Source organism: uncultured Muriicola sp. (assembly GCF_947258935.1).
GTDB lineage: Bacteria > Bacteroidota > Bacteroidia > Flavobacteriales > Flavobacteriaceae > Muriicola.
Genome location: NZ_CAMYKH010000073.1, coordinates 1 through 14,026, shown reverse-complemented (window position 1 = coordinate 14,026; position 14,026 = coordinate 1). Strand labels below are relative to the sequence as shown.

Genomic DNA, 14,026 nt, shown 5'->3' with positions numbered 1-14,026 from the left:
AGCAAGGCTCCAAAAGCCTTATGATCTGGGTGAGGCAGGTATACTTCACGAGCTGCTTCACTAGCAAAGGTCAGGAAAAAACAATGAGTAAATCCCTTGTTTAATCCTTCCGGACTATTATTCTGGCCCCATTCTAACGACTCTATTTCCGGGATCTTGTTCTTAAGAGCTACAAAGGCATTTTCTACCTCTTCCAATTGCTTTTTTGTGGTTCCTTCCTTGAATTTAAACAAGACTACATGGCGCAGCACACTGTCTTGATCTATTTTGGTACCTGGGAGGGGATTTTCAGCGGTCATAGATGTTTGGTTAAAGCCCCAGGTATAAAGGGCCATGAGTATTGCAATAAGACTAAGATAAAATTTCATTCGTGAATTTTTTGTAAGATATAAAAAAGTACGTTTGTTTGTTATCCATTAAAAATCGAAGACCAAAGTGAATTTTGAGATCTTATGGGGGTTTGCATTGGCCACGGCCTCATTGGCTATCTTTCCCGGTCCAGATAATATATATGTACTTACACAAAGCATTGCTCACGGCAAGAAATATGGCCTTGCCACAACAGCCGGATTGATCTCCGGGTGTCTTGTACATACTACCTTATTGGCTTTTGGTGTGTCTGCGATCATCAGTGTAAACCCCTCTTTGTTTTTCACGATCAAGCTTTTTGGGGCCATCTATCTTTTCTATTTGGCATTTCGTGTATTCCGAGCCGAGGCGAGGATATCTATAGAAACATTAGATAAACCAAAAAGAACACTCTGGCAATTGTACCGCCAGGGATTTGTGATGAATGTTCTAAATCCTAAAGTCACCATTTTCTTTCTAGCGTTTTGTCCGGGCTTTCTATTTAGTACCTTTTTAAGTACAACCCTTCAATTTTATGTTTTAGGGGTTCTTTTTATGCTGATCTCTTTTCTGATTTTTTCTGCAATTGCCGTAATGGCTGGTGCCATTTCCGGGTACCTTCAAAAACATCCAAAAGCTCCATTGTATTTAAAATGGCTCCAAATATTAGTTTTTATTGGGATAGGTCTTTACCTGTTATTATCCTATAAATAATGGTAATTTTGAAGAGTAGAACAATTTTTGTTTATGTCTGAAAAGGTTAAAATAATTGAATGTCCCAGAGATGCCATGCAGGGGATCAAGATGTTTATACCTACCGAGAAGAAAATTCAATATCTCCAATCTCTGCTGGGTTGCGGCTTTCATACCATCGATTTTGGCAGTTTTGTCTCGCCTAAAGCCATCCCGCAAATGGTGGATACGGCTGAGGTTTTAGAAAAACTCGACCTGCAACATAATCTTTCTAAATTATTGGCGATAGTGGCAAATGTAAGAGGGGCTCAGGATGCTTGTAAATACAAGGCGATTGATTATCTGGGATATCCATTTTCTATTTCTGAGAACTTTCAGATGCGTAATACACATAAGACCATTGCTCAGTCTACTGAGGTCTTAAAGGAGTTACTAGATATAGCCTCTTATGCCGGGAAAGAAGTGGTGGTTTATATATCGATGGGATTTGGCAATCCATATGGTGATCCGTGGAATGTGGAGATAGTAGGGGAGTGGACGCAAAAACTGACCTCTATGGGGGTAAAGATCTTATCTCTTTCAGACACCGTAGGAACATCCACCCCTGAGATCATATCCTATTTGTTCTCCAATTTAATTCCCATGTATCCAGCTGTAGAATTTGGAGCCCATTTACACACTACCCCAAGTACCTGGCACGAAAAGATAGATGCTGCATATAAGGCTGGCTGCAGGCGGTACGATGGTGCCATCCAGGGTTTTGGAGGTTGCCCTATGGCCAAAGATGAGCTTACAGGTAATATGCCTACCGAAAAGATGTTATCATATTTTACTTCAAAAAAAGCAGATACCAATGTAACCTGGACGGTATTTGAAGCAGCCTTCAACCAGGCCACTCAAGTCTTTTCAGCCTATCATTAGCTCGATTTTCTAATACTGTAAACGAATTCCAACATAGGCACCAAACGGATGGCCCGGTCTTAATCCCGAAGGCACTCTGGATACTGCATAAACCTCATCCAACATATTAATAATATTTCCGGTAATACTGGTGTGAGGATTGAGGTGATAGGCACCAGATACATCCAATACAAAGCTGGATGGCACAAATTCATTGGAAGGAATAGCTCCTTTCCCTGCTTTTGTTCTGAATTCACCGTTAAAGCGTCCACTTAGATTAACATCAAAAGTTGAGTGTTCAAGAGATAATCCCGCATTGAACTGATGTTTTGAAATATAGGGTAGTTCATCTCCTGTCATAACTTCACCCCAAATATCCTCAGCACTTCCAAAACTACTTTTGAACTCAGTATCCGTGTAGGTATAAGCCAGAGTTACCGGAAATTTTAGGGACTTATTTGCTGCAAGCAGATCATAATTAAGCAAGACTTCCAAGCCCTGAACATTTACTTCTCCTGCATTGAATTGCTCCAAACTACCTGTACCTCCGGTAGCCGCAAGATCGCTGCCAAGAAGGTTGCTATAATCATTAAAAAAGCCAATGATCTCCCCGGATAGTCCTTTAAATGTAAAACGAGATCCGAGTTCCATATTGATGCTCTTCTCTGCCTTTTCACCCTCTTTATTTGTAGGAGGAGAAAATCCTTTATGCACTCCTCCAAAAATGGAGAATCTATCAAAATTATAGTTGAATCCCATTCCCGGGATCCATACGGAGCTATTATTTGTCCTCAATGAGATATCCGTGCCTAAACGTTCTATATCACTAGAGCCGTAATCTGTTCTGCCGAGAGAAATATCTTCATAGCGCAGGCCGGGTGTAATAGTCAGGTCCTTATATTTAAGTTTGTATAGCGCAAAGGACGCAAATGCCCTGGCATCACTAATTCTATTAGCATCTGTGCCGGGCGTTCCCTCAGAGGTGCGGTTCATTACGCCATTGGTTATCTCGTAGCCATCAACCCACTGGTAACGGTCTTCCTCATCATAATGATATCTCAAACCAATTTCTATATCGTGAAAAGTATGTTCTCCCATCCAATGATAATCCAATTTGGTCTGTATCCCTTTTGATATATACTTCCTGTTGTTGGCTTTTACTAATAAAGCATCAGAGGGGCCGTCTTGTTGTCCCGAAATAAGCTGAAAATAAGACAGGTTGTTATCCGGATCACTAAGGATTCCGGATAGACTTCTGCGCTCGCCGTCCAGGGTGACCGCATCTAGCTTGTACCAATTTCTGCTAAAACCATTGTAATAAGCATTGGTTGTGATGTGAAATTGATCACTAAAGGCGAATAAATGAGTGGCCATAAACTGAATATGATCATTGATCATTTCATCTGCCTGAGACCCCGCATATCTCCGGTAGGGAGTGGCCTCAAAATCAGAATCCGACAATCCTACATAGGTTTCGTTAGAATCCTCATCAGAGTATTGGAACTTAAATTCCAGGGCCTGCGATAAGGTAGCAGTTTTGGATGTATTCAACCTGAATTTAGCCACCAGGTCATTTTTGTCAAATCCGGTGTTCCCTCCAAGATCCAGATCCTTATATCCATCGGAATTAAAATTCAAATATTCCACCATATAGCCAAAATGCTCTTTGGAATCCCCAATTTTGGCGTGTAATCTACCGCTGTTAAAACTACCATAGGATGCAGTTAAGAAGGCATTGAAATGATCAGGGATCTTTGTCGATAACATATTAATGGCACCACCAGTGGTAAAAGGGCCGTATTGCACCTGACTGCTTCCCTTTAGGATCTCCACTGCCTGCATTCTGACAACAGATGGAAAATAGTAGGCAGCGGGGGCACTATATGGGGCCGGAGCAATTAAAACTCCATCTTCCATAAGTGTTATTTTCGCACTGCGTTCAGGAGAAGTACCTCTTAAACTTATATTTGGGCGCAACCCAAAACCATCTTCTTCATAAAAAGATACCCCGGGAACAGACCGTAATACTCTGTTGATATCGGTATAATTGAAGGTGGCCAGTTCCTCAGGAGAAATATAGTAGGCAGAACCTGTGCGGTTTTTAGCCTGGTATTTACTCCCTAAAATTACATTAGCTGAGAGAACTACCTCATTGAGTTGGATAAGATTAGAATCCCTCGACTGTACAATTAATCGGGTATTTTGAGCATGGATAAACAACGGAAAAATGCAAAGTAAAAGTAGGAGAAATTGTCTCATTAATTTAGACTAATTAAAAATAATGAATAATTGAGTAGCAAATTTAAAGTCTTTTCCTGTAATTTAAAAGCCTATTTAGAAAAATTCTAAATAAAAATTCTATACTTTTTAATTGCCAAAGTGTTACCTAATTCACTGTAAAAATGTAGCCCACTAAAAACTATTTCACAAGAATCCTTCTCCGTTAAAAAAAGCGTATATTTGCACGCAATTAATCCTTAATTGCATGGAAGCCCACTTAAATAAGATTCTTGGAGAAGGACTCACCTACGATGACGTCCTATTGGTACCCGCGTTTTCTGACGTTCTGCCCAGGGATGTAAATCCATGGCTCAGGAAGGGGGCATTGGAGTTCTGCATAAGAATATGAGTATTGCGAATCAGGCAATGAAGGTGAGAAAGGTGAAACGAGCCGAAAGCGGTATGATCCTCGACCCCGTAACTTTACCAAAAGATGCTCTGGTAGGAGATGCCAAAGCTAATATGAGGGAGCATAGCATTGGGGGTATTCCCATTGTAGACAAAGATAAAAAACTCATTGGGATCGTGACCAATCGGGATCTCAGATTTGAAAAGAACAACGACCGACCTGTATCTGAAGTAATGACTTCAAAAAATTTGGTTACAGTAGCGGAAGGGACCTCCCTGGAGCAGGCAGAGGAGATTTTACAAGCTCATAAGATCGAGAAATTACCTGTTGTTAATGCTGATTATAAACTTGTGGGCCTTATTACTTTCCGGGACATTACCAAGTTAACACAGAAACCTATTGCGAATAAGGACCAATATGGAAGGTTGAGAGTGGCAGCGGCTTTGGGTGTTACGCCAGACGTTATTGACAGGGCATCTGCCCTTGTAAAAGCTGGTGTAGATGCCGTAGTCATAGATACTGCCCATGGACACACCACAGGTGTGGTGTCTGTATTAAAAGAAGTAAAGGAGAAGTTTCCTTCTCTGGAGGTGATCGTTGGAAATATTGCAACCGGAGAGGCTGCTAAATATTTGGTGGAGGCTGGTGCAGATGCCGTAAAAGTAGGAATTGGACCTGGATCTATTTGCACTACACGGGTAGTTGCCGGCGTTGGTTTTCCTCAATTTTCAGCCGTGCTGGAAGTGGCAGCGGCTATCAAGGGAAGCGGTGTACCTGTGATCGCAGATGGAGGAATTCGTTATACTGGCGACATTCCAAAAGCGATAGCAGCCGGTGCAGATACAGTAATGTTAGGCTCATTATTGGCGGGCACGAAGGAATCTCCGGGAGAAACCATAATTTACGAAGGGCGAAAGTTTAAGTCGTATCGTGGAATGGGGTCTGTTGAGGCCATGAAGCATGGGAGCAAGGATAGGTATTTTCAGGATGTTGAGGATGATATCAAGAAATTAGTACCCGAAGGGATCGTTGGAAGAGTGCCTTATAAAGGCGATCTATTTGAAAGTATTCATCAATTTGTGGGTGGACTTAGAGCCGGAATGGGGTATTGTGGAGCTAAAGATATTCCTGCCCTTAAAGAAAGCGGGCGTTTTGTGAAGATCACCAGCAGTGGGATCACTGAAAGTCACCCTCATCATGTGACTATCACAAAAGAATCCCCTAACTACAGCAGGTAAGCTTTCCTATTTACCTTGTCCGCTATAGGTTTTCCAATCTTTTTCTTTGTACACATCATCCCCAAAATAACGGGCAATGTTTAAAAAAGGTTCTGGTTTTTGATAACCGGGAACCGGCGAGAGCATATTCAGTTGCTCATCCAGGAATACAACCGTAGGATAACTTAGTCGGCCCTGAAGTAAGGAAGCTGCAAATTGATGGTAACCTCTTCTTCCAGAAGCAACATAGGTGTAGGTCTTCCCTTTGTATTCTATGGGATCTTTTCCTTCCCCATCCATCTTTACCATATAAAAATTCGCGCTCATATAAGCAGCAACCTCCGGATTTTGGAAGGTATCTTTATCCATTCGTTTACACCAACCACACCAGTCGGTATACACATCAATAAATATTTTTTTAGGATTTGCCTCAGTTTGTGCTAATTCAGTTGCTTCTTCCCAACTAAGCCATTGTACTGTCTGGCTCCGTACTTCTTGAACGTTTAGCGCTAAAACCAGCGTCATTATTACAACAAGTGTTGATACTTGGAATTTTTTCATAGCTCTTACTTTGTAGACATAGACGTAAATATGTCATTAAAATAACGAATATGTCTATACTTTATTTTAGGCGTCACTTGTCATTTTAGTTCAAAAACGATGCCATCTTCGCCGGTTGTTAAAAATAAGAAGAGGTTTCTTATTTAGCAACCGCCTTTTCTATGACAGGGTCGAACAGATAAGTCAGGTCAACTTGATTCCGAATGATGTCATCAAAAGTCTCTCTTTCTCTAATTAGATATGCCTTCCCTTCATGCCAAAGTACTTCAGCCGGCCTGTATCTGGAATTGTAGTTGCTGGCCATAGTAAAACAATAGGCACCGGCATTGTGGAAACACAAGATGTCTCCTTCGGAGATTTCACTGATCCTTCGGTTATTCCCAAAGGTGTCAGTTTCACAAATGTAACCAACAACCGAGTAATAGCGTTCTCTGCCATCGGGCTTAGATATGTTGATGATCTCATGAGACGAACCATATAGCATTGGACGAATCAGATGATTAAATCCCGAATCAACACTGGCAAATACAGTAGAGGTGGTTTGTTTTACCACGTTCACTTTGGCGAGGAATGACCCTGCTTCGCTTACAAGGAATTTTCCCGGCTCAAAGGCAAGCGTAAGATCCTTGCCATACTCCTGGCAGAATTCGTTGAATCTTCCTGTTAATTTTTGACCTAATTCTTCCACATTGGTCTGAATGTCTCCTTCTTTATAAGGTACTTTAAACCCGCTCCCAAAATCTATAAAATCTAGTTCTTTAAAATGCTTGGCCGTATCAAATAGTATTTCTGAGGCGTACAAGAAAACATCAATATCAAGGATATCACTGCCTGTATGCATATGGATTCCGTTGATATTCATTTTTGTAAGTTCCACGATCCTTAGTAAATGCGGTATCTGATGTATACTGATCCCAAATTTGGAATCAATATGGCCCACCGAAATATTAGAATTACCACCTGCCATAACATGCGGATTAATACGAATACAAACAGGGACCTGTGGGTGCTTAGTACCAAATTGTTCCAGGATCGAAAGATTATCAATATTGATTTGAACCCCTAATTTTGAAGCCTCTTCTATTTCTTCCAGGGAAACTCCATTGGGAGTATAGATAATATCCTGAGGTTGAAAGCCTGCCATTAATCCCAGCCGTACTTCCTGTATAGATACCGTGTCTAGTCCACTCCCCAAACTATTCATCAATCGAAGTATAGATATATTGGATAAAGCCTTTGCGGCGTAATTCAACTTTAGTTTTGGAACACTGCCAAAGGCTTTTGTAAGCCTGTTAAATTGGGAAATGATCTTTTCCGAATCATAAACATATACCGGCGCACCATAGTTATGGGCAATCTTTAAGAGATCTGAATGCTTCATAGCAGTAACTTTGGTACAAAGCTACTCTTCTCAGGCTTTTAACCCAAAATAAAGTGCGATAAATAAAAAAATACAACAAATAGTTGCATATATAACAATATTCTCTGAATCATAAACTTGCGATGCACACCCTGTCTTTGTATTTTTACTAAAATTAGGCCGTGAAATTACCCTTCTTTCCACTACAAACAGTATTCTTCCCTGGTGAAACAGTACCTCTTCATATTTTTGAGGACCGATACAAGGAACTTATCAACGATTGCAGAAAAGACGCCGTCACTTTTGGTATTCCGGTCTATATAAACGACAGGATCGTATATGGAACTGAGGTGCAACTTGTAGAAGTTGTCAGTACCTATGAGAATGGATCTATGGATGTAACTTGTGTGGGCAGACAGATCTTTCAGGTAATGACCTTTGAAAATGAAATGGAAGGCAAATTGTATGCAGGTGGTGAGGTGAAATTTTTGGAATCTATCAATGATGGTGATATTCAGGCAAAAGAATCAGTACTCGATAGAATTCAAGAACTTTACGATCTTATGGGTGTACATTTTGAAAAGATCCCGGCAGACAAGTTTAATCCCTATATGCTCGCCCATAAAATGGGTCTGTCCTTCGAACAGGAATACGAGCTAATGCAATTGATTAAAGAGAGCGATAGACTGGCCTATATTCGAAGGCATTTAGATCAGACCATAAAGGTCCTTAAAGAAGTAGATAGGACCAAGGAATTGATTGATATGAACGGACATTTCAGAAATTTCGATCCATTAGATTTTAAGGATTTTAATATTTAAGTACAAGTTCAATTTAGTTAGTGAAACTCCGCTGTGTTTCCTATTTTTGCAAGCAACTAACAAAACAACCGTATGAATCTTCACGAATATCAAGGAAAAGAAATTTTGGCCAGTTTTGGCGTTCGTATACAAAGAGGTATTGTGGCGCATAATGCTAAGGAAGCGGTAGATGCTGCTAAACAACTAACCCACGACACAGGCACTTCCTGGCATGTGATCAAGGCTCAGGTACACGCAGGTGGCCGGGGAAAAGGAGGCGGTGTTAAAATCGCCAAGAACCTTAAAGAAGTTGAAGAGATCGCGGGACAGATAATTGGAATGAATTTGGTAACACCTCAGACTTCTGCAGAGGGGAAAAAGGTACATCAGGTACTAGTGGCCGAAGATGTCTATTATCCGGGTGCAAGTGAAACAAGTGAATTCTATGTTTCTGTTCTTTTGAACAGGGCACGTGGACGTAATATGATTATGTATTCTACTGAAGGCGGTATGGATATAGAGGAAGTGGCAGAAAAAACTCCACATCTTATTTTTACAGAGGAAGTAGATCCATCTACTGGATTATTGCCTTTCCAATCCCGTAAAATTGCTTTTAACCTGGGTCTCTCAGGTACTGCATTTAAGGAGATGACCAAATTTATTACCTCTTTATATAAAGCATACGAACAAAGTGATGCCAATCTTTTTGAGATCAATCCGGTTTTAAAGACCTCAGATGATAAGATCATGGCCGTAGATGCCAAGGTATCCATAGACGATAATTCCTTATTCAGGAGGAAGCAATATGCAGAAATGCGCGATCTCCGTGAAGAGAACCCTATTGAAGTTGAAGCTCGTGCGGTTGGACTCAACTACGTAGACCTAGATGGAAACGTAGGTTGTATGGTAAATGGTGCCGGATTAGCCATGGCTACGATGGACCTTATTAAAATGGCTGGCGGAGAACCAGCAAATTTTCTTGATGTGGGAGGAACGGCCGATGCTAAAAGAGTGGAAGAGGCCTTTAGGATCATCCTAAAAGATCCGAATGTTAAGGCAATACTGATCAATATCTTTGGAGGGATAGTTAGATGCGACCGTGTTGCACAAGGGATAGTAGATGCCTATAAAAACATGGGAGATGCTATCAAGGTTCCCATCATTGTAAGACTTCAGGGAACTAATGCGGACTTAGCCAAAGAGATCATTGATTCCTCTGGTTTGGCAGTGCAATCTGCAATACAATTCCAGGAGGCTGCTGATAAGGTCAAGGCGGTTTTAGCCTAATAAGAACTATTTATGAAATCAAGGCGATGTTCTAAAGAACATCGCCTTTTTATTTGTCTTAGAAGTTCATGGCTGTGCTGGTATTAAATAAACCGTAGACCAGTCCAATCGGGTCTCTTTACTTAGCTGTTTCAAAAACTTTTGAGGTAATTCTTACAGCTGTTAAAATTTAAATTTGTGTTAAAACTTCAAAAACCAGTAACATTTCTATTCAGGGGCCGTCTTTTATTATACATCATCAATCTAATTATTAATCAAAAAACAAACAAGTCATGAGAAAATTACCTGTAGTACTCGCAGCGGCTCTTCTTCTTTCAGCCGGCAACCTTTTTGCAAATGATTCCAAAACTAACGATCCAAAAAAAGATCTGGCCATCCAGATCAGTCAGCTTTTAAAGGACAATTCTTTTGTTATTAATGATCACGACCTTACCGCTAAGGTGTTGTTCACACTTAACAAGAATAAGGAGATTGTAGTTATTTCAGTAGATACTGAAGATGAGATCTTAGAGCGATTTGTGAAAAGTCGCTTGAATTATCAAGCTGTTGAATTAGCTAAGGCCGAAGAAGGAAAAATGTATACCGTTCCTGTTCGTATTACAGGATAGACTCTGAGGTTTTCATAATAGGTCCTAAGGTTACTTAGGACCTTTTTTTATTTTTGTAAGGTACTGAACCCAATCCCGTAAATTTGCTTTTCCGGGGTTTTGAAGGTCCCTTTGAGGTGCTTTTTTTAGGGGAATTCAATACATCCTTAGGGTTTTTTGGGTCTTCCTTGGGGCCTCTTAAATGCAACACCAGGCCATTTAAAAAATTTCGAAGTACCTGATCGCCACACTCTCTGTATTTCGGATGCCCTTCTTTCCGGCAAAAAGCACCAATCTCACTTTTCGAAATCCGAAAATCTACAAGAGCCAGAATATCCACGATCTCATCATCTCTTAACATCAGAGCTACTCGCAACTTTTTTAAGATATCATTGTTTGTCATCACATAACTTTTGAGCAAGGTATTACAAAAGACGAAATAACGCACCCTAGTAGAACTCTTAAATAATACAAGGTCAAATAATGTCCATATTTCAGCACTTAAATTAGAAGTGTATTCAAAATAGACTGACACAAGGGCAGTATTACCAATAGTATAAATGACAAAAGGGCAGGAATAATCGGTTGGTATATCCTTTGCTCTATATGTGGAAAATAGAGTTAAACTTAAATCTAAAAGTCATGAGTATAGTAACACGTAACAACATGAGATTTCCTTCCTTAATGAATGAGTTTTTCAGACCAGATTGGTTAGGAGGATCGGAAAATTATGCAGCTTCTCTTCCTGCTGTAAATATTAAGGAAGATGAAACAGGGTATTATTTGGAATTGGCTATTCCCGGAAAAAACAAGGAAGATTTTAATGTAGAAGTAGATAACGATGTTTTGACCATTTCAATGGAGACAAAGACTGAAGATGAAAAAACAGAAGAGAATTACACCAGAAAAGAATTCTCATATACTTCTTTTAAAAGGTCTTTTACATTACCCGAAACCGTGAACAGTGAAAAGATAAAAGCATCTTACAAAGATGGGATCCTTTCATTTGCTCTTCCTAAGAAAGATGAGGCTTTGCCAAAGCCAAAACGCATGATCGAAATAGGGAAGTAAGGTAAAAAGAAATTATGCTTGACCCATTCTTTGGGTTTTCATAATGGTTGGTTTGTTTGGTTAGTTGAATAGCGCTCCGAGTAATTGGGGCGCTATTTATATAGTGGTTCATTGAGGATGGCCTAACACATCGTAAAACCCTTCTGAAAGTTCCCTGGTCCAAGAATTTCATTTGCGGCCTTCCTGATATCAGCGCCAGACAAGGTGTGATAAAAGGAATCACATATGTAAAAGGACCAAAATAGAGAAAGGAGAATAGTTTTTTTGATGGACCTACTGTTTTGCTAATCCTGATTTTGAAGACTTTTGATTTCATCCCGCAGCTGGGCGGCCAGCATAAAATCGAGTTCTTTGGCTGCTTTTTCCATTGCTTTGCGTTTATTTCGGATCATCTTTTCCTTTTGATCTTTGGTAAGGTATTCCAAATCAGGCTCAGCAGCTCTTAGCTCTTCTTTTATAAAGTGATAGGTAGATACTGAGTTTTTAGCCAGCGCATTGTCCAGACTTTTATTTAGTGAGGTTGGGGTTATATTATGTTCTTTGTTGTAACTAATTTGTTTTTCCCTTCTGTAGGTTGTTTCATCAATGGTCTTTTTCATACTAGCCGTGATCTTATCGGCATACATGATCGCTTTACCATTTAAGTGCCTTGCTGCCCTTCCAACCGTTTGTGTAAGGGAGCGATTACTTCGCAAAAACCCCTCTTTATCGGCATCTAGAATGGCCACCAGTGATACTTCAGGCAGATCCAGACCTTCCCTAAGTAAATTCACTCCTACAAGGACATCAAAGATCCCTTTTCTAAGATCTTGCATTATCTCTACCCGCTCCAGAGTATCAACATCGCTGTGGATATACCTGCACCGTACGTTGATCCGGGTAAGATATTTAGTGAGCTCTTCAGCCATTCTTTTGGTAAGTGTAGTGACTAGTGTCCGTTCATCTTTTTCCACCCGCTGTTGTATCTCTTCTACAAGATCATCTATTTGATTTTTACTGGGACGTACTTCAATTACAGGATCTAACAAGCCTGTAGGCCTAATTACCTGTTCCACATAGATTCCCTGACTCAATTGTAGTTCGTAATCCGCAGGGGTGGCGCTGACAAAAATAGCCTGATTCTGTAGCGCTTCAAATTCCTCAAATTTTAATGGACGGTTGTCCATTGCCGCCGGGAGTCGGAAGCCGTAATCTACGAGGTTTTCTTTGCGTGATCTGTCTCCACCATACATGGCGTGTACCTGAGGAATGGTCACATGGCTTTCATCTACGACCATCAGATAATCGTCTGGAAAATAATCAAGAAGACAAAAAGGGCGGGTTCCTGGTTCACGACCATCAAGGTATCTTGAATAGTTCTCAATACCTGAACAATACCCCAGTTCCCGGATCATCTCCAGATCAAAATTGGTGCGCTCTTCCAGCCTTTTTGCTTCCAAAGGTTTCCCAATTTCTGAAAAATATGATATTTGATTCACCAGATCATGTTGAATTTGGTGAATAGCATTTTGAAGAATATCCGGTGAGGTCACGAACATGTTGGCCGGATATATATTTAAGGTATCATATACTTCAATCAGGGTATTATTAAAAGGATCAAAGGCTTCTATTTCTTCAATTTCATCGCCAAAAAAGTGGATCCTGAAAGCGTTATCTGCATAACTTGGGAAGACATCAACCACATCTCCCTTCACCCTGAAATTCCCATTCTTAAAATCGGCTGTGGTCCTGGAATATAAACTTTGAACCAACTGATGAAGGAATTTAGTTCTGGCAATGACCTGGTCCTTGCGAATGGTGATCACATTCTTCTGGAATTCAACCGGATTGCCGATCCCGTAGAGACACGAAACAGAGGCGACCACCAATACGTCCCTTCTTCCTGAAAGCAGTGAGGAGGTGGCACTTAGCCGTAGTTTTTCAATATCCTCATTAATAGACAGGTCCTTCTCAATGTAGAGTCCGCTGGTTGGTATATACGCTTCGGGCTGGTAATAATCGTAATAAGAAACAAAGTATTCCACGGCATTTTCGGGAAAGAACTGCTTAAATTCTGAATACAGCTGTGCGGCCAGTGTCTTGTTATGGGCAAGCACCAGGGTTGGCTTTTGTACCCGTTCAATCACATTGGCTACCGAAAAGGTCTTTCCTGAACCAGTTACTCCCAGCAAGGTTTGATAGCGTTCACCATCATTTAACCCATCTACCAATTGTTGGATGGCTTCAGGTTGATCTCCTGTAGGTTTGAAATCGGAAACAACTTTAAACTTCATCTTGTAAAATTACGAAAGACGCTTGGTTTGATGATCGCTATAAGAGTAGATTTTTGGATATCATCGTTTTAATGAAAAATGTCCGATCAATTCACTATTGGTATTGTCTCTGGCTCTAAACCAATAATCTGCTGCCGGTAGTGTTCCACCATTGATGGTGCCATCCCATCCCCTAGATGTTGGATCTATCTGGACCAATAATTGACCATATCTGTTGTAGATCTCAATACTCACCAGAATAATGTTTCCGCTCATCTCAGGAGGAATATATTGCCAGTAGTCATTTACCCCGTCCCCGTT

The 14,026-nt window shown here is 40.5% G+C and carries 13 protein-coding genes and 1 pseudogene; 7 read left to right on the top strand and 7 right to left on the bottom strand.

The window, feature by feature from the left end; all coding sequences use genetic code 11:
• The coding region (locus tag Q0X72_RS11275) for a Dabb family protein (RefSeq protein ID WP_297765346.1) at window positions 1-368 on the bottom strand (368 nt) is incomplete at its 3' end.
• A 67-nt stretch (window positions 369-435) separates the two neighbouring features.
• Between Q0X72_RS11275 and Q0X72_RS11270 the strand changes: the two genes are divergently transcribed.
• Together Q0X72_RS11270 and Q0X72_RS11265 are read left to right on the top strand one after the other, a co-directional pair.
• Window positions 436-1,062 carry a LysE family translocator gene (locus tag Q0X72_RS11270; RefSeq protein WP_297765344.1) on the top strand — a complete coding sequence of 209 codons (627 nt, stop codon included), beginning with the start codon at window positions 436-438 and terminating at the stop codon, window positions 1,060-1,062.
• 33 nt (window positions 1,063-1,095) lie between these two features.
• On the top strand, window positions 1,096-1,962 hold the full coding sequence (locus tag Q0X72_RS11265) for a hydroxymethylglutaryl-CoA lyase (protein WP_297765341.1): 867 nt from the start codon (window positions 1,096-1,098) through the stop codon (window positions 1,960-1,962).
• 9 nt (window positions 1,963-1,971) lie between these two features.
• On the opposite strand, the gene Q0X72_RS11260 is transcribed toward Q0X72_RS11265, so the two are convergent.
• Entirely contained in the window at window positions 1,972-4,200 is a 2,229-nt protein-coding gene (locus Q0X72_RS11260; protein ID WP_297765338.1) for a TonB-dependent receptor, read from the bottom strand.
• Between the two features lie 226 nt (window positions 4,201-4,426).
• Here Q0X72_RS11260 and guaB point away from each other — a divergent pair.
• Window positions 4,427-5,808 (top strand): annotated as a pseudogene (guaB, locus tag Q0X72_RS11255) (IMP dehydrogenase).
• A gap of 6 nt (window positions 5,809-5,814) precedes the next feature.
• On the opposite strand, the gene Q0X72_RS11250 reads toward guaB, so the two are convergent.
• Window positions 5,815-6,312 carry a DUF255 domain-containing protein gene (locus Q0X72_RS11250; protein ID WP_297765348.1) on the bottom strand — a complete coding sequence of 166 codons (498 nt, stop codon included), beginning with the start codon at window positions 6,310-6,312 and terminating at the stop codon, window positions 5,815-5,817.
• A 175-nt stretch (window positions 6,313-6,487) separates the two neighbouring features.
• Window positions 6,488-7,729, bottom strand: a complete 1,242-nt coding sequence (gene lysA / locus Q0X72_RS11245) for a diaminopimelate decarboxylase (protein WP_297765335.1) — start codon at window positions 7,727-7,729, stop codon at window positions 6,488-6,490.
• Window positions 7,730-7,890: 161 nt separating this feature from the next.
• Here lysA and Q0X72_RS11240 point away from each other — a divergent pair, with 161 nt between their 5' ends.
• The 3 genes from Q0X72_RS11240 to Q0X72_RS11230 all read left to right on the top strand — a co-directional run bounded on the left by Q0X72_RS11240 (window position 7,891) and on the right by Q0X72_RS11230 (window position 10,403).
• Window positions 7,891-8,529: an LON peptidase substrate-binding domain-containing protein gene (locus tag Q0X72_RS11240; protein ID WP_297765332.1), complete on the top strand. Its 639-nt coding sequence runs from the start codon at window positions 7,891-7,893 to the stop codon at window positions 8,527-8,529.
• A gap of 72 nt (window positions 8,530-8,601) precedes the next feature.
• A complete protein-coding gene (gene sucC, locus Q0X72_RS11235) occupies window positions 8,602-9,795 on the top strand; it encodes an ADP-forming succinate--CoA ligase subunit beta (protein WP_297765329.1) in 1,194 nt (397 codons plus the stop codon).
• A 272-nt stretch (window positions 9,796-10,067) separates the two neighbouring features.
• Window positions 10,068-10,403 carry a hypothetical protein gene (locus Q0X72_RS11230; protein WP_297765327.1) on the top strand — a complete coding sequence of 112 codons (336 nt, stop codon included), beginning with the start codon at window positions 10,068-10,070 and terminating at the stop codon, window positions 10,401-10,403.
• 34 nt (window positions 10,404-10,437) lie between these two features.
• On the opposite strand, the gene Q0X72_RS11225 is transcribed toward Q0X72_RS11230, so the two are convergent.
• The gene (locus Q0X72_RS11225) at window positions 10,438-10,785 is read right to left on the bottom strand and encodes a DUF1456 family protein (RefSeq protein WP_297765324.1); all 348 of its coding nucleotides are present in this window, start codon (window positions 10,783-10,785) and stop codon (window positions 10,438-10,440) included.
• 239 nt (window positions 10,786-11,024) lie between these two features.
• Between Q0X72_RS11225 and Q0X72_RS11220 the strand changes: the two genes are divergently transcribed.
• Window positions 11,025-11,453 (top strand): Hsp20/alpha crystallin family protein, encoded by a 429-nt coding sequence (locus tag Q0X72_RS11220; RefSeq protein WP_297765322.1) that lies wholly within the window; start codon window positions 11,025-11,027, stop codon window positions 11,451-11,453.
• A gap of 284 nt (window positions 11,454-11,737) precedes the next feature.
• Here the strand turns inward: Q0X72_RS11220 and uvrB are convergent, their stop codons facing one another.
• Together uvrB and Q0X72_RS11210 are read right to left on the bottom strand one after the other, a co-directional pair.
• Window positions 11,738-13,726, bottom strand: a complete 1,989-nt coding sequence (uvrB, locus tag Q0X72_RS11215; protein ID WP_297765320.1) for an excinuclease ABC subunit UvrB — start codon at window positions 13,724-13,726, stop codon at window positions 11,738-11,740.
• Between the two features lie 60 nt (window positions 13,727-13,786).
• On the bottom strand, window positions 13,787-14,026 hold a 240-nt coding region (locus Q0X72_RS11210; RefSeq protein ID WP_297765317.1), incomplete at its 5' end, for a T9SS type B sorting domain-containing protein.

Excerpts from the sequence above, each read along its gene's own strand:
- Q0X72_RS11225 (WP_297765324.1), bottom strand. The coding sequence starts at position 10,785 with ATGACAAACAATGATATCTTAAAAAAGTTGCGAGTAGCTCTGATGTTA.
- uvrB (WP_297765320.1), bottom strand. The coding sequence starts at position 13,726 with ATGAAGTTTAAAGTTGTTTCCGATTTCAAACCTACAGGAGATCAACCT.
- lysA (WP_297765335.1), bottom strand. The coding sequence starts at position 7,729 with ATGAAGCATTCAGATCTCTTAAAGATTGCCCATAACTATGGTGCGCCG.
- Q0X72_RS11220 (WP_297765322.1), top strand. The coding sequence starts at position 11,025 with ATGAGTATAGTAACACGTAACAACATGAGATTTCCTTCCTTAATGAAT.
- Q0X72_RS11250 (WP_297765348.1), bottom strand. The coding sequence starts at position 6,312 with ATGACGCTGGTTTTAGCGCTAAACGTTCAAGAAGTACGGAGCCAGACA.
- Q0X72_RS11265 (WP_297765341.1), top strand. The coding sequence starts at position 1,096 with ATGTCTGAAAAGGTTAAAATAATTGAATGTCCCAGAGATGCCATGCAG.
- Q0X72_RS11230 (WP_297765327.1), top strand. The coding sequence starts at position 10,068 with ATGAGAAAATTACCTGTAGTACTCGCAGCGGCTCTTCTTCTTTCAGCC.
- Q0X72_RS11260 (WP_297765338.1), bottom strand. The coding sequence starts at position 4,200 with ATGAGACAATTTCTCCTACTTTTACTTTGCATTTTTCCGTTGTTTATC.
- sucC (WP_297765329.1), top strand. The coding sequence starts at position 8,602 with ATGAATCTTCACGAATATCAAGGAAAAGAAATTTTGGCCAGTTTTGGC.